Consider the following 14,948-nt stretch of genomic DNA (forward strand, 5'->3'; position numbering starts at 1 on the left):
ATGACATTGACACCGACGAAGCGACGCGGAGCAGGCAATCGGTGAATGTCGGCATGAGGGGCATTTCTTGACGAGTGCAGCGACCGGCGAACGCGATTTGGCGCTCGATGCGTTTCGCGGGCTCGCGGTGCTCGGCATGGTGCTGGTCAATCTGCAGGGGTCGGGCCCGGTCGCGTTCGGCATGTTCGAGCACGCGGCATGGGACGGGGTGAGCTTTGCCGACCTGGTCTTCCCTTTCTTCCTGCTTGCCGCCGGGCTCGCGGTGCCATTGGCGCTCGACCGCCGCGTGCCGGACGGCGTGTTCATGGCGGTGCTGCGCCGCGCCGTGCTGCTGTTCCTGATCGGCGCCGCGATCAACTGGCTGTACCGGCCGGACCTGGATCCCCATCAATTGCGCGTCGCCGGCGTGCTGCAGCGGATCGCGGTCGTCTATCTCGCCTGTGCATGGCTGTGCTTGTCCGCCAAAGGGTGGCGGGTGCCGCTGATCGTGGCGGCACTGCTGCTGGTCGCGCATGGCATCCTGTTGCTGATGCCCGCGCCGGGCGAGGCCGGAGCGAGTTTCGCGCGCGGCGCGGGGATCACCGCATGGCTCGACCGCGTCGCGCTGCCCGGCCGGCCATTCCGACCGGACTATGATCCCGAAGGCCTGCTCTCGACACTTTCGGCGATCGCCATGGGCATGATCGGGCTGGCGGTGCAGCGAGCTGCGCGGGGGAGTGCGACGCCGCTGCGAATCATCGGAGTTGCGGCGGCCATCTGCATCTTTTTGGCGGGCGTCGCGACATTATGGTGGCCGCTCAACAAGGCGTTGTGGACCCCCAGCTTTGCGCTGCTCACCACCGGACTCGGGCTGGCGCTCTGGGTCGCACTGCGCGGCGGCTGGTCGTGGTTCGGGGCGGCGAGCGGTGCGCGCTTCATCGTCGTGCTCGGCCAGACCGCGCTCACGCTCTATGTCGTCCAGGCGTTGCTCGCCGCGGTGTTGATCCAGCATGCGGGCGGGGAAACTCTGTGGGCGATGGGCTACGGCGTGCTGGGTCGCATCGGCCTGTCACCGGGCTGGACTTCATTATTTTTTGCTCTGATTGCCGGCGCGGTGTCGATCACGATCACTCTGTGGCTGCGGCGACGCGATTGGCTGCTCAAGCTGTAGAGCGTCCACTGGCGATTGCGCGGAGCGGTTTCAAGTGGCGCGGATTGCGACCGTTGCGCACTTGCAACACACTGCGAAGAATTGATTGCCGCACTGCAACAATCCAATTGCATTTGCAGTTCGACGCGGTAAATGCACGCCCCGTCTGCACAGGCAGCGAATCCGATGATGAGGAATATATGAAAATCAAGTTCTTGTTGGCATCCGTTGCCATGCTCGCAGTCGCCACTCCGGCGATGGCGCAGGACACCGTTGAAGAATTCAAGGGCGGCGCCCGCATCGAAGCACGTGCCGTGCTCGATCACGTCCGTCTCAGCGTCGATAACGACAGCGCAGGCAAGACCGGCTTCGGCTACGGTGTTGAAGCTGGCTATGACGGCACGTTCTCGGGCTTCGTTGTTGGCGCCTATGCCGGCATCGAGGGTTCAACGACCAAGGCATGCGACGATTTCGATTGCATCAAGGCCGGTCGTAACATCACTGTTGGCGTTCGCGCCGGTAGCGTTGTCGGCAAGGGTCTGCTGTACGTCAAGGGCGGCTACAGCAACGGCCGTCTCGAGATCGAAGATACCGATTTCGGTGCAAACACCGACGGTTTCCACCTCGGCGCGGGCTATGAAGTCAATGTCAGCGCAAACACCTATGTGAAGGCGGAATACGTCTACACCAACTACAGCGTTGGCGACACGCTGGGTTCGGACTTTGACCTTCAGCGCCATCAGGGCCTGGTCGGCGTCGGCTTCCGCTTCTGATCAAACGCGGGAGGCGGTTCGCCGCTTCCCGCATCTTGCCTGTCGCGGCGACGAATCGTTATTGCGACGGGTCGGGAATTCCGGGGACATGATATCCGATTCCGATAAGGGATCGGCTATTGTGTCCCCGTTCTTTTGGGCCGCGAGCATGTCGCAAAAAGGCCGCCGCCCGAGCCGCGGCGATGACCCGCCCGATGATCGCCAGTGCCGGTTAGCTCAAACAAAACTGCAAGCGCGTGTCGCGAATTCAACCTGTCGGAACACTTATCCCTTGCACTAAGTGTTTCGGCACGATACTTAGCCTTATGGAACAGTATCAAGCGCAGCTCGACGGCATTTTCCAGGCACTTGCCGACCCCACTCGCCGTGCGGTGCTGGGCCGGCTCGGGCGCGGACCGGCGAGCATCAGCGATCTGGCGCAGCCGTTCGACATGGCGCTGCCGTCGTTCATGAAACACATCCGCTTCCTCGAAGGGAGCGGGCTGATCCGGACGCGCAAACAGGGCCGGGTGCGTACCTGCACGATCGATCAGCAGCGCTTCGTCGCGATCGACGGCTGGCTCGCGACACAGCGCGCGGTCTGGGAAGGCCGCACCGACCGGCTCGAAGCGTTCGCCATCGCACTGCATGCGGAGGAAAAATCATGACCGCCCGACCGACCTTGCCGATCGATCCCGAACTCGACCTGACCATCTCGCGTATCATAAAGGCACCGCGAGGGGCGGTGTGGCGCGCATGGGCCGAACCGGCGAATTTCGAACGCTGGTGGATACCGGCACCGGCCCGGTGCCAGGTGGTGGCAATGGACCTTCGCCCGGGCGGTGCGCTGGAAACGCGAATGAGCGAAAATGGCGGTGATTTCGGCCCGCATCTGAGCGCCTGTTTCCTCGCGGTCGATGCGGCCGAACGGATCGTCTTTACCAGCGCGCTGGTGGCGGGATGGCGTCCCGCCGAACACCCGTTCATGACCGCGATCATCACCATGGCCGATCATCCGGACGGCACCGATTATACTGCCTATGCGATGCACAAGAATGGCGCCGACCGTGCCATGCATCAAAATCTGGGCTTTGCCGATGGCTGGGGCACGGTCATCGCGCAGCTTGCGGCTTTAGTCGAAACGCAGGGTTGAGCGCCTGAAACCTTGGCTCAGGCCAGCATCTTTTCGCCCGCAACGGATCCGGTACGCTCCAGCTTGCCCCAGCCGACGCCGAGCCCGGCGATGGCCGATCCGATCGCCTTCAGCACGACCCAGTACATTAGCTGCCGATAGACGAAGCGTTGCGCGACGAGCAGGTGGGCGGGATAGCGCCGCTCGCGCGGTTCGAGGCGATAGGCGATCCAGCCGCACAGGATGTCGATCCCGACGAACGCGACCCAATATGCGCCCATCGTCAGCACGTCGCTTTGCGTCTGAGCCCAGCCATGCTGAGATACGCGAACCCAGGTGCGCACGATCGCGAGCAGCAGCGCGAGGTCGATCACCGGCGAGACCGCGGCGAAGAAGATCTGGAACAGCCAGGCCTGCGGCATACCGATCAGCGCGAGTCCGAGCGGACGGCGTTTCCGGAAGATCGCGCGGTGTTTCCACAGGCATTGCAGCGTCCCGAACGCCCAGCGGAAACGCTGCCGCGCGAGCGCGCCGAACTTCTCCGGGGATTCGGTCCAGGCGACCGCGTCGATATCGTAACCGACGCGCCAGCCGGCACGCTGGATCGCGATGGTCAGGTCCTGGTCTTCGGCCAGCGTATCGACCGGATAACCATCGACCGCGTCGAGTGCCGCGCGCCGCCACGCTCCGACCGCGCCGGGCACGACCATCATCGCGTCGAACTGCGCCAGTGCGCGGCGCTCGACATTCTGCGCGGTGACATATTCGACCGCTTGCCAGCGCGTGACGAGGTTGACGCGATTGCCGACCTTGGCATTGCCCGCGACCGCGCCGACCTGCGGGTCGGCGAACCAGCGCACCAGCCGCGCCACCGTCTCGGCCTCGAACTGGGTGTCGGCATCGAGCGCGACGACGATCTCGCCATTTGCATGGAGCAGCGCGCGGTTGAGGGCGTCCGCCTTGCCGCCATTGACCAAGGTCAGCAGTTTCACGCGCGGGTCGTTGCCGAATGCTTCGGTCACCACCGTGCTGGTGCGGTCGGTCGATCCGTCGTCGGCGACGATAACTTCGATCGCGGCGCCGGTGCTGGCCAGCACGCGCTCGATCGAGGCGACGATCACGCGTTCCTCATTCCAGGCCGGGATGACGATCGAAACCAGCCGATCGGGGTCGAACGGCGGCGGGACGACGTGGCGTGACGCGCGTTTGCTCCATAATGCGAGACCGGCCATGATCACCGCGCGGCCGATGCCGAGCGAGATCGCCAACACGAACAGCCAGTCGAGCGACCAGGCCATCGCCGCGATCACCGCGAACACGCCGACATCGGCGCGCACCGCGAGCAGATCGCTACCGGTAATGCGCGGCATCACCTGGTCGCGCGACAGGCCGGCCAGGGTGGACACCGGCACGAAGCGATAACCGCGCGCGCGCAACCCGTCGATGATGCGCGGCAGGGCGGCGACAGTCTGCGCGCGGTCGCCGCCGCCGTCATGCAGCAGGATGACATTGCCCGACCGGCCATCGTTCGCCGCCAGCACCTGTTTGATGACCTGGCCGACGATCGCATCGATACCCGGCCGTTGCCAGTCATTGGGATCGACATGGAGTCCGACCACCGTATAGCCGTGCTGCTGCGCCTCGAGTGCCGGACCGAGTTCATCCGCCGTGGTCGGCTCGGCGTCGCCGAAATAGGGCGCGCGGAACAGCTGTGTCGCGCGGCCGGTATAGGCCTCGATCAGCCGCTCGGTCGCATTGAGCTCGACGGCGATGGTGCGATTACTGGCCAGCGCCATGTTGGGATGGGTGTAGCTGTGGTTGCCGATCTCGCTCCCCTGATCGACGATGCGGCGCAGCAGCAGCGGGTGGGGCAGGGCATTCTCGCCGATCACGAAGAAGGTGCCCGTCACATGATATTTCGCCAGGATATCAAGGATGCGTGGCGTCCAGGTCGGATCGGGACCGTCGTCGAAGGTCAGCGCGACCTGTTTCGGCAACGCGCCGGTACGCTGCACGACAAAGGGTGTGGGCAGGGCGTCGAACAGCTCATTGCGGATCAGGCGCCGGGAATCGAGCGTGACCCGGCGGGCACCGTCGGTCGGGGAGGCGGCGACGCGCAGGATCTCGCCATTGCCTTCGACATCGACATTGGCGATCGGGCGGATATGCGACAAATCGGGCGTGCCGTTGCCCTGCCAGTTATCGAGATCTGACCACACGCCGGGGTCCTCGCTGCCCAGTCGCCACAGCGCGACCGAATTGACACCGAGCGCGCGGGTCACGCGTAACTCGTTCCAGGCGGAAGCGGCGTCGAGCATCCACACCTGATGCGTCTCGCCGCCATCGGTGCCGCCATCGGTATAGGCGAAGGAGCTGTTGCCGCTGACCGGGTCGAAACGGATTGTGGCGCTGCTGTCATGAGCGGCGAGCCAAGCCTCCTCCATCGACAGCGCATCGACCTTGCCACTATGCCAGTCATAGCCGTAGCTGCCGAACGCGACGATCAACCGGTCCGCGCCGACCGCCTTTACCGCATCGCGCACTTGCTGCGCGAACCAGGGTTGCGACGCGATCGGCCCGGCGGTGCCACCCTGCCAATGCTCGTCGTAATTCATCAGAAACAGCCGGTCGGCGGCGCGCCCGAACGCGCGCAGATCCCATTGCGCATCGCCGGCGGGCGCGGTGAGTGAGACGACCAGGTGACGCGGCGCGAACACGGCATGCGCCTCGCGCAGGAAGATGCGATAATCGGCGAGCGACGAAGCGGGCAAACTCTCGAAGTCGAACACCGCGCCGCCGGCATGGCGCTGCGCCAGGATGGTGGCGAGCCGGGCGATCAACGCGCCGCGGGCCGCGCGGTCGTGCAGCAGGGCCGCAGTGCCGACGCCATCCCACACCCCGCCCGAGATGTTCTGCACCATCGGCAATATGGTCGGCCGATGCAACGCGCTGTCGATGATCGCGTCGAAATTCGGGTCGGCGACCTGAACGAGCCGGTGATCCTTGCCCGCGACACCGAAGGTCGCCGGCACGACCCAGCCGAGATCGTCGAGATGCGCGCGTAGCGATACCTTGCTCGCCTTGTCCCATGGCACGTAGAAACCCACGGTCAGCGGCTTGCCGCCCGGTCGCCCGGCGGTGGCATGGCGCGGCAGCCAGCCGAGGGAGCGCAGTCCGGAATTGAGCTTGTGCCGGATCGCGGCGACCTGCGCGCCGAGCGGCAGAGCCTGGGCGCGTTCGTAGCGGATCGGTAATGGATCGCCCGCCGGCACATCGACGATCGTGACCGCGAAGATGCCGGCGACCGCGACGATCAGGGCGATCATCGAGAAGGCCGCGCGGAACGACCAGCGCTTCCGCGTCCCGCGGGCATCGAAGAAAATGGGTTTTGACATGGTCACCGGTGGGTCAGGTCTAGGTCCCGACGACCGCTTAAATCATGGCGTGGGCATGACATTCTTGTCATGTGGCGCGGGGCTGCGGAATGGGATGACCCGGCGGTTCTTGTGTCGATCAGGCGGGTCGGCGTCAGGCGGTACCGCGCGCCAATCGGATCTCGACCGCCGCACCGCGAATGGACGGCAGCATCGCAATCGTGCCGCCGGTCGCGGCGAGGAGCGAGCGGGCGATCGACAGGCCAAGGCCGGTGCCGCCGGTATCGCGACGACCCGTGAAGAAGGGTTCGAACACACGCTCCGCATCTGCCGCCGGAATACCGGGGCCGTCGTCACGCACGGTGACCGCGATCTCGTCGCCGATCGGGCGGATCGCGATCCCGACCTTGTGCGCGCCCGCCTGAAGGCTGTTGGTGACCAGTGTGTCGAGCACCGTCTCGAACACTTGCGGGGCGATGCGTGCGGCGATCTCGTTTGTTTCGGAGGCGATCGACACGTCGAGCGCGCCGAAGCGTGTTACGACACGCCGGGCGATGGCGATGAGGTCGGCCTGCGTATCGCTGTCGCCCCGCGTCATATCGGCACGCGCCAGATCGAGCAGCCGGTCGGTCAAGCGCTGCAGCCGCTCGGCGTCGGCGCTGGCATTGGCGATGAAGCGGCGGCGTTCTTCCGCGTCCATCGTTGCCCAGTGATCGTCGAGCAGTTCCAGCGCACCGCGAATGCCGGCGATCGGCGTCTTGAATTCATGGCTGACCGCCGTCGCAAAATCGCGCAGATAGCGCGATCGCACCGCGATGCGGTCGGCCATGATACGGAAATTGTCGAACAGTTCCTGGATCTCGCTCGCCGCGGTGGTCGGCGTTTCGGGCATATCGGCCGAGCCCATCTCGACCGACCCCTGCGCCACGCGCTCGGTCGCGCGGGTCAGCGCGATGATCGGCCGTGCAATGCCGCGCGAAAGCAACGCGACCAGCAGGACCAAGGTGCCGAAGATCAGCGCCACGCCGAGCGCGATCTTGCCGCGATCCTGATAGATGCCGAGCAACAGGCCGCGCGGGCTGCGCGATAACAGGACCACTCCGACGATCTTTCCCTGTGCGATCACCGGGCGCGCGTGATGAACGCGGATCGTCGCGGCGCGACTGATCGATTCCCAGAAAATGCCGTCGCGAAATTCCTGCCGTTGGCGCAGCACGGTGGCGCTGCGTCCCTTCAGTGCCAGCCCGACCTCGGGATCGTCGGCATAGCTTTGTCCGATATCGTGCTTGCCGAGCACGACAATTCCGTCGCGGTCGAGCAAGCGCACCGCAGCAAGTGTGACCGCGCCCGAATCATTGGTGATCGGCTGCAATTGTCGCGCGACCGCGATGGCCGCGGGGTCGGCGGGGTGGTCCGCCGGATTGGTCGTGCCGGGGGGCAACACGCGCATCGTGCGCAAGTCGATCTGCGGCGGCTCCGGCGCCAGGGGCGGGGTGTCGGTTTCACGTTTGTCCCCGTTCCACGCCGCCTTGTACGCCGCCGCGAGCACTGCGCCCTGTGCGATCAGCTCGGCCTCGGTCTGCTGCACGATGGTGTTTTCATAGACGCGCAGGAACACCGCGCCGAAACCGGGCAGGGCGGCGACGAACAGCAATGTGCCGAACAATATCGTGCGCAGCGGCAGCGCAGGCCAATGGCGCTTGGCCCATTCCTTGAGTGACCGGATCAGCCGCACGCGCCGATACGATAACCGATCCCGGCGCGGGTCTCGATCAGGTCGCCGCACCCGGCAGTAACGAATTTCGCGCGCAGGTTTCGGACATGGCTGTCGATCGTCCGATCGGTGACCGCGAAGCCGGGACCGTGCAGCCGATCGATGATCGCATCGCGCGAAAAGACTCGCGAGGGCAACGACGCGAGCAGCAGGAGAAGCTGGAATTCGGTCGCGGTGGTCGGCACCGATTGCCCGTCCCAGCGCACTTCCCAAGCTTCGGGATCGAGCGCGAGGCGGCGATGGGCGATCGCCTTGCTTGCGCCCGCTGCACTGTTCGATCCGCCCTGGCGCTTGAGGATCGCGCCGACCCGCGCGACGACTTCGCGCGGCGAGAAGGGTTTCACGACATAATCGTCGCCGCCGACCTCGATCCCGACGATGCGGTCGATCTCGTCGTCGCGTGACGACAGGAACAGGATTGGCAGTTCGGCCTGGGGCAAGCCCGATCCGCGCAAGCGGCGGCATAGATCGAGCCCGTTCAGGCGCGGCATATTGATGTCGAGCACCATCAGGTCGATCGGCGCGTCGCCCGGATTGGCCTGGAGCGCGGCGAACGCATCCTCGCCATCTGCAGCCTCGGTCACCCGCATGCCCGCCTTGGCCAGCGCGAAGCCCAGCAAGTCGCGGATATGGGGGTCGTCATCGACGACAAGGATATGATGAGCCATTGCGCACATGTCTGTCACTCCGGGGTAGGTTGCGTCAACGGCGCTTGCTCGACCGTCAGCGAGGCGGTCCACGGCCCCGCCGACCGGCCGAGCAAGGCGGCCCAGTACCAGGACGAAATGTCGGGCCATGCTTCATCGGCGCTCGCGCCGCGCACTTGTTCGCAGGCGATCAGCGTGTGGCCGTCGCGTGTCGCGGTGAAGCAGGAAGCGGGCTTGCCGTCGGGTGCGATGCGCATCGCGACCGGTTCGATCGCGTAGCCGATCGCGCGAAAGCAATCGCTCGCCGGATGCATCGTGCGGGTAGCGGCGGCGACGCGGCGCAGCACGATCTGACGGCGGCCATCGCTGAAGCGCGCGACTTGCCCGGGAAATTGCCGCGCGAGGAAGCGGTCGGCGGGGGCGGGCGCGATGCGCGTGATCGGACGGCCTTCGAAAATCGTCGGCCAGGGTGTCGATTGCATAGGGCCGGCGATGGTCGCGGGGGAGAGCAGCGGTATCGCCGCGCCCGCACATGCCAGCAGGATCGCGGCAAGAGATAATCGGTTCATGCTGTCATCCTGCGTGGCGCGACCATCATGGCGAGCAGGCCGGCGACCATCATAAAGGCGGCGATTCCCACCGCTTCATGTGCCATCGGTCCGCTCAGTCGGGGCACGAAACCGTTTTCGAGATAGAAAAGGCTGGCGGCGCGCAGCGCGTTGGCTGCGATCGCGCCGCAGCAATCCCGATTTCCCGCAGCTGCGGGACGTTTTGCGGGAAGCTGGTTTTTGGCATATTTTACGGGAAACTACGGGAAAAAATGCGGGAAAATCTATGCGTAGCTACGGGAATTTTCGGACGTTTTACGGGAATATCGGGTATTGTGGGAAAGGTGATGGACCGCTCGATCCTGCGGCTGCTTGATTCGGTCGTCGGCCGGATCGGTATGCGCGCCACGCAGTGCGCCACTGCCCGACAGCAGTCATGGCGGCGCCGGTAAGCGATCTGAATCAGGTGAACCATTTTGCATCGTCAGCGTGAAGGTTAGCGGCCTCGCGGATCTGTGTGATCGGCCGTTACTGACCGCCCGCATGCCTCAACGCAAATCCGACTTGGTCGCGTCCGGCCGCCCGACGGTCGACAGCGTCAGCTCGAACTTAAGCCCGCGATCGCCGGCGTGGCGCGCCAGCAGACGGCCGCCATGGGCGAGCGCGACCTGACGTGCGAGAGTCAGGCCGATCCCCGCCCCGCCTGATTTGGTCGTACAGAACGGCACGAATATCTCCTCCAGCCGATCGATCGCCACGCCGATGCCGTTGTCGACGACCGAGATCGTGACGAATGCGCGTGCGCGTGTGGCGGCGAGGCCGATGCGCGCATCAGGGTAGCGGGAAACGGCTTCCGATGCATTCTTGATCAGGTTGATGACGGCTTGTTCGATCAGTGCGGGATCTGCCAAAACGTGGAGGCCGGGTTCGGTGGGTGCGACGGCAAAGGCGATGCCGCGCGTGCGCAGATCGGCACCGACCAGCCGGTCGATATCGTTCAGGAGGGCGGTGACATCCATCTCCTCCAGATGCGGGTCGGGCAGATCAACCACCGCGCGGTAGCGTTCGACAAACCGCATCAAATGCTGGCTGCGCCGGACGATCGTGCTCGCCGCATCGGTCATCCGCGAGTCGCGTCCGGCCTTTGCGATCAATTCGCCCAGGCTTTCCGCCAACGACGCGATCGGGGTCAGCGAATTCATCATTTCATGGGCCAAAACCCGTGTCATCATGTGCCACGCGCCGACCTGAACCGCGTCGAGTTCGCCCGAAATGGCCTGCATCGAAATCAACCGCTGCTGACCGGACGCACTAGTCGACAGCGATCCGACCCACACCAGCATCGACCGGCCATCGACGAGCGAGACGAGTTGCCGCCCACCGACCGGCAACGACAGAATGCTGGTCGCCGCAACCTCGCCGAGTAGCGGCATATCCTGCAGCCTGCCCGGTTCAAACCCAGCGAGCGCCCGAGCGGCGCGATTGGCGAAGCGGACTCGCCCGTCGGGGTCGATTAGGAATAGTGCGACCGTCACTGCATCGATCAGCGCGAGCGCCTGTTCGAGCCGTCCGGCGGTATCGGGCGCGATCGATGACGACGTCGCCACCGCACCCGCATTTCCCGAAGCGTGCCGCCAGAGATCGAGCATCGTCAGCGTGCAGGCACTGCCGAGCACAAGCGCGACGGCATAATGCTCCGCGGCGATCATCCGGATGACGCCGGCAACAAGGCAGCCTGCGAGTAGCAATCGCCATCCGGTGACGGAAACCAGGCGGGCCAAGCGATGCGCGCTATAGCCCATGCTTCGCCATCCGGCGATACAGGGTGGGACGGGTCAACCCCAACAGGCCAGCCGCCCGGGCGATGTTGCCGCCGCTTCGCTCGATCGCTCGGGCGATCGCCGCGCGCTCGATCGTGTCGAGCGTCACCGGTTCGCGCGCGGTACGGGTACGTTGGGCGGCGCCACGCACGGCCGCGACCAGCGCATCGTTGCGCCACGGTTTGAGCAGGAAATCGTCGGCGCCCTGTTTGAGGCTCTCGACCGCGAGCGAAACGCCGCCATAGGCAGTCATCAGCACCACCGCGAGCGTCGGGTCGGCCGCCCTGATCGCAGCCAGCGCGGTCATGCCCTCGGCGCCACCTCGCTGGCCGGCCGCGAAATTCATGTCGAGCAACACGCAGTCAAACCGGGCGGACGCGAGCATCGCTGCGACCGTGTCGGGCGAATCTGCCGTAACGATGCGCTCGGCATGCGGCGATAAGGCGAGCTGCGCCGCCTGTAGCACGTCGTGATCGTCATCGATGACGAGGATGGCTTCAAGCGGCTCCATCGGCCGACGATAGGCGCGTTAGGGGAGCGCATTCAATATGTCCGTATCCGGACGCTTTTGGTTAAGGGCTCGTCAAAGTTTCCAATTAAGGCATTGATCCTTAACGTTTCTTTTGTCGTCCGATTGCGGTTATCATCCGCCCTGCGGAATCGGCCCTCGTCCGTGGCGGGATAGGGGCGTTGAAGGAATGCGATGATCGACCTGCAGAATCTGACGCGGATCTATCGCACGCCCGAAGTGGCGACACAGGCGCTGGACGGCGTGTCGCTGCAGGTCGCGGCCGGCGAATTCATCGCGATGATGGGACCGTCGGGGTGCGGCAAATCGACGTTGCTCAACATCCTCGGGCTGCTCGATTCGCCGAGCGGCGGATCCTACCGGCTGATGGGCGAAGAGATGGCGACATCGTCGATGGCCGCGCTCAACCGCTTCAGGCGCAATCACCTCGCGTTCGTGTTCCAGAATTTCAACCTGATCGACGACCTGTCCGTGACGGAGAATGTCGAGGTGTCGCTGCTCTACCGCACCGGTCGACGCGCGTCCGCCGCTCGCGTCGCCGAGATACTCGAGCAGGTCGGCATGGCCCATCGCGCCAGCCATCGGCCGAGACAGCTTTCCGGCGGGCAGCAGCAGCGTGTGGCAATCGCCCGCGCACTCGTGTCGCGGCCGGATATCATCCTGGCGGACGAACCGACCGGCAATCTCGACAGTGCGCATGGCGATGCGGTGATCGAATTGCTCGCGGCGGTGGCGCGGTCCGGCACGACCGTGGTCATGGTCACCCATTCGCCGGTCCATGCCGCAGCGGCCGGACGGACCGTTGCGATGCTCGACGGGCGGATCGTCGGGGAAACGCGGCTGTGAGCGGCTTGGGCATCGTCGCGACCAGCCGGCATTTCGTGGTTGCCTTTGTGCGCAACCTGAACGCGACGCGCCTGCTCTCCGCGATCGCGATCCTCGGCCTGACCATCGGCCTGACCGGTGCGATCCTGATGACGTTGACCGCGCGGACGGCGTTCGGCTTCAACGGATATCTACCCGACCATCAACGCATCTATCTCGGAATCTCGGTGTTGAGCGGACCCGGCGCCGCACCCGATTACAACGCGGCGAGCAACGACCGGGCAGCGGCATTGATCGGGGCGAACATCGCGCAGGTCGAGGCGGTCGGACGGCTGGCCGAAGAGGACGTCACGGTCCGTCGCGGGACCAGGACAGTGAAGGCGGCCATTTACTGGACAGATCCCACAGCGTTCGACATTTTGCGCCTTCCCGCGCTCCATGGCCAACTCGCCAATGCGTTGCGACGCCCCGACGGCTTGGTGATGACGCGCAGCGAAACGCTGAAATGGTTTGGCCGCGAGAATGCGCTGGGGTCGTCGATCGAGGTCGCGGGCAACCCGATGGTCCTGCGCGCGGTGGTCGCCGACCTGCCGGCGCACGCGAGCGACTTGACCAACGGCATCTTCGCCTCCGGGCTTGCGACCCGTTCGGCGCTGGCGCCGGCAAGTGCCGAGCAGGCGGATCAATTCTCGATCGGCGTCAGAACTTATGTCCGGCTGCGGCCGGATGTGTCCGCCAACAAGGTCGAGAACAGCATCGCGCCCTTGGTCGAGCGACTGCTCCCGCTGCCGATGCGCGGCGCTTATTCGATGCGGCTGGTCCGTATCGATCGGCTCGCGCTGCATCCGGGTTTCCATCCCGATGCGCGCGAGCGGCTGCAGGTCGGCAGCATGGTCGCCGCGCTGATCCTGTTCATCGCGGCGGCGAACTTCGTCAATCTCGCTGCAGCCATGTCGGCGCGGCGACGGCGCGAGATCGGCGTGCGCCGGGCCAGCGGCGCGAGCCGTTGCCAGATCGCAATGCAATTCCTCGGTGAAGCGGTCGCGACTGTCGCGATCGCAATGCTGTTCGCCACTGCCGCAGTCGAATTGCTGCTGCCGGTGGTCAGCGGCTTTCTCGATACTCAGGCGAGTTTCGACTATGTCGGTCAGCCGGAGCTCATTTTATGGCTGGTGCTCGCGACAGCGGTGCTCGGCTTGCTTGCCGGCGCCTATCCGGCATTGCTGCTGTCCTCATTGCCGCCGGCCGTGGTACTGCGGGATCAGGGCCTGGCCGGGAGCGGCCGAGGCCTAGTGCGCAGCACCTTGGTCACCACCCAATTCGCAATCCTGATCGGGTTGATCGTCGCGCTGGCGGTGATCCACCAGCAGCGCGCCTTTGCGATGCGAGAGGGGTTGCGCGCGGACATCGACCAAGTGCTGACCGTCGCCGCGCCGTGCCCCGAGGGATTCCGGCAGGAAGTGGCCAAACTGCCCGGCGTGCGCGGCGTTTCGTGCAGCGGGCATGAACAGCTCGATGGCAAGATCTTCGCATTCGTCCAGATTGGCACTCAGCGCGTCGCGACCGATATCGTGTCGATGCTGCCGGGGAATTTCGCGCTCTACGGTATCGCGCCGGTGGCCGGCTCGCTCGCGTTGCTCCCGGCACAGGGTGAGGAGGCGGTGGCGCGGATCGTCCTCAACGAGACTGCCGTGCGCCGTTTCGGCTACGCCGGCCCGGATGCGGCGATCGGCCAGATCGTGCCCGTACCGGCCGATCGCGGCGGCGCGGACATTCGCGCGCAGGTTGTCGCGGTGGTGCCCGACTTCGCATTCTATTCGGTCGAGACGGCGATCAAACCGACCTTGTACCTCGATCGGCCACTCATGCCCGGCAGTCAGGGGCTGGTGTCGATCAAGCTCACCGGTCGTGGTATTCCCGAAACGCTGGCCGCGATCGACCAGCTGTGGCGCGCTACCGGCAACACCGCGCCGATCGAGCGTGCCTTCGTCGCCCAGCATGTCGAGCACCTTTATCGTGCGCTGGAGCGCGGCACCCGGCTGTTCGCAATCTTTGCGGCGGTGGCGGCGTTCCTCGCCTGTCTCGGCCTGGTCGGGTTGTCGGTGTCGGCAGCCGAACGCCGCACCAAGGAGATCGGCATCAGAAAGGCGCTGGGCGCGCGAACCGATCAGATCCTCCTGCTGCTACTCTTCCAGCTTGGCCGACCCGTGATCTGGGCCAATCTGCTTGCGTGGCCGGCTGTCTGGTGGATCATGCAGGGCTGGCTGAACGGCTTTGCCTATCGCATCGCGATGCCGCTCTGGCTGTTCCCGGCAGCGGGCCTGATCGCCTTGCTGCTCGCTCTGGCGAGCGTCGGCACCCAGTCGTTCATAGTGGCGCGGCGCAAGCCGATCGACGCGTTGCGCTACGAATGACCAA

The 14,948-nt window shown here is 65.3% G+C and carries 12 protein-coding genes; 6 read left to right on the forward strand and 6 right to left on the reverse strand.

What is annotated here, in order from left to right; all coding sequences use genetic code 11:
• Positions 1-67: 67 nt before the first annotated feature.
• The 4 genes from ACVWZA_RS12250 (at position 68) to ACVWZA_RS12265 (ending at position 3,034) form a co-directional block, all read left to right on the forward strand.
• Positions 68-1,150 (forward strand): acyltransferase family protein, encoded by a 1,083-nt coding sequence (locus tag ACVWZA_RS12250; protein WP_457311495.1) that lies wholly within the window; start codon positions 68-70, stop codon positions 1,148-1,150.
• A 179-nt stretch (positions 1,151-1,329) separates the two neighbouring features.
• On the forward strand, positions 1,330-1,902 hold the full coding sequence (locus tag ACVWZA_RS12255) for an outer membrane protein (protein ID WP_457311496.1): 573 nt from the start codon (positions 1,330-1,332) through the stop codon (positions 1,900-1,902).
• Positions 1,903-2,207: 305 nt separating this feature from the next.
• Positions 2,208-2,549, forward strand: coding sequence for an ArsR/SmtB family transcription factor (locus ACVWZA_RS12260; RefSeq protein ID WP_457311497.1), 342 nt, complete (start codon positions 2,208-2,210; stop codon positions 2,547-2,549).
• Positions 2,546-3,034 carry an SRPBCC family protein gene (locus ACVWZA_RS12265; RefSeq protein ID WP_457311498.1) on the forward strand — a complete coding sequence of 163 codons (489 nt, stop codon included), beginning with the start codon at positions 2,546-2,548 and terminating at the stop codon, positions 3,032-3,034. Before ACVWZA_RS12260 ends, ACVWZA_RS12265 begins: the two co-directional genes overlap by 4 nt.
• A 17-nt stretch (positions 3,035-3,051) precedes the next feature.
• Here the strand turns inward: ACVWZA_RS12265 and ACVWZA_RS12270 are convergent, their stop codons facing one another.
• From ACVWZA_RS12270 to ACVWZA_RS12295, 6 genes are all read right to left on the reverse strand, one after another.
• On the reverse strand, positions 3,052-6,408 hold the full coding sequence (locus tag ACVWZA_RS12270; RefSeq protein ID WP_457311499.1) for a polysaccharide deacetylase family protein: 3,357 nt from the start codon (positions 6,406-6,408) through the stop codon (positions 3,052-3,054).
• Between the two features lie 133 nt (positions 6,409-6,541).
• Positions 6,542-8,122 (reverse strand): HAMP domain-containing sensor histidine kinase, encoded by a 1,581-nt coding sequence (locus tag ACVWZA_RS12275; protein WP_457311500.1) that lies wholly within the window; start codon positions 8,120-8,122, stop codon positions 6,542-6,544.
• Positions 8,113-8,829, reverse strand: a complete 717-nt coding sequence (locus tag ACVWZA_RS12280; RefSeq protein WP_457311501.1) for a response regulator transcription factor — start codon at positions 8,827-8,829, stop codon at positions 8,113-8,115. The genes ACVWZA_RS12275 and ACVWZA_RS12280 overlap by 10 nt, the downstream gene beginning before the upstream one ends.
• 14 nt (positions 8,830-8,843) lie before the next feature.
• Positions 8,844-9,377, reverse strand: a complete 534-nt coding sequence (locus ACVWZA_RS12285; RefSeq protein WP_457311502.1) for a hypothetical protein — start codon at positions 9,375-9,377, stop codon at positions 8,844-8,846.
• A gap of 527 nt (positions 9,378-9,904) precedes the next feature.
• Complete coding sequence (locus tag ACVWZA_RS12290) at positions 9,905-11,158, reverse strand: sensor histidine kinase (protein WP_457311503.1); 1,254 nt, start codon at positions 11,156-11,158, stop codon at positions 9,905-9,907.
• A complete protein-coding gene (locus tag ACVWZA_RS12295; RefSeq protein WP_457311504.1) occupies positions 11,148-11,687 on the reverse strand; it encodes a response regulator in 540 nt (179 codons plus the stop codon). The genes ACVWZA_RS12290 and ACVWZA_RS12295 overlap by 11 nt, the downstream gene beginning before the upstream one ends.
• Positions 11,688-11,879: 192 nt before the next feature.
• On the opposite strand from ACVWZA_RS12295, the gene ACVWZA_RS12300 reads away from it, so the two are divergent.
• Together ACVWZA_RS12300 and ACVWZA_RS12305 are read left to right on the forward strand one after the other, a co-directional pair.
• Positions 11,880-12,551, forward strand: a complete 672-nt coding sequence (locus ACVWZA_RS12300) for an ABC transporter ATP-binding protein (RefSeq protein WP_457311505.1) — start codon at positions 11,880-11,882, stop codon at positions 12,549-12,551.
• Positions 12,548-14,944 carry an ABC transporter permease gene (locus ACVWZA_RS12305; RefSeq protein WP_457311506.1) on the forward strand — a complete coding sequence of 799 codons (2,397 nt, stop codon included), beginning with the start codon at positions 12,548-12,550 and terminating at the stop codon, positions 14,942-14,944. Before ACVWZA_RS12300 ends, ACVWZA_RS12305 begins: the two co-directional genes overlap by 4 nt.
• The last annotated feature ends 4 nt before the right edge of the window (positions 14,945-14,948 follow it).

Source organism: Sphingomonas sp. UYAg733 (assembly GCF_054057355.1).

What these genes read in the sequence shown, in the direction of transcription:
- ACVWZA_RS12255 (WP_457311496.1), top strand. Translation starts at nt 1,330, where the DNA reads ATGAAAATCAAGTTCTTGTTGGCATCCGTTGCCATGCTCGCAGTCGCC.
- ACVWZA_RS12260 (WP_457311497.1), top strand. Translation starts at nt 2,208, where the DNA reads ATGGAACAGTATCAAGCGCAGCTCGACGGCATTTTCCAGGCACTTGCC.
- ACVWZA_RS12265 (WP_457311498.1), top strand. Translation starts at nt 2,546, where the DNA reads ATGACCGCCCGACCGACCTTGCCGATCGATCCCGAACTCGACCTGACC.
- ACVWZA_RS12270 (WP_457311499.1), bottom strand. Translation starts at nt 6,408, where the DNA reads ATGTCAAAACCCATTTTCTTCGATGCCCGCGGGACGCGGAAGCGCTGG.
- ACVWZA_RS12280 (WP_457311501.1), bottom strand. Translation starts at nt 8,829, where the DNA reads ATGGCTCATCATATCCTTGTCGTCGATGACGACCCCCATATCCGCGAC.
- ACVWZA_RS12285 (WP_457311502.1), bottom strand. Translation starts at nt 9,377, where the DNA reads ATGAACCGATTATCTCTTGCCGCGATCCTGCTGGCATGTGCGGGCGCG.
- ACVWZA_RS12290 (WP_457311503.1), bottom strand. Translation starts at nt 11,158, where the DNA reads ATGGGCTATAGCGCGCATCGCTTGGCCCGCCTGGTTTCCGTCACCGGA.
- ACVWZA_RS12295 (WP_457311504.1), bottom strand. Translation starts at nt 11,687, where the DNA reads ATGGAGCCGCTTGAAGCCATCCTCGTCATCGATGACGATCACGACGTG.
- ACVWZA_RS12300 (WP_457311505.1), top strand. Translation starts at nt 11,880, where the DNA reads ATGATCGACCTGCAGAATCTGACGCGGATCTATCGCACGCCCGAAGTG.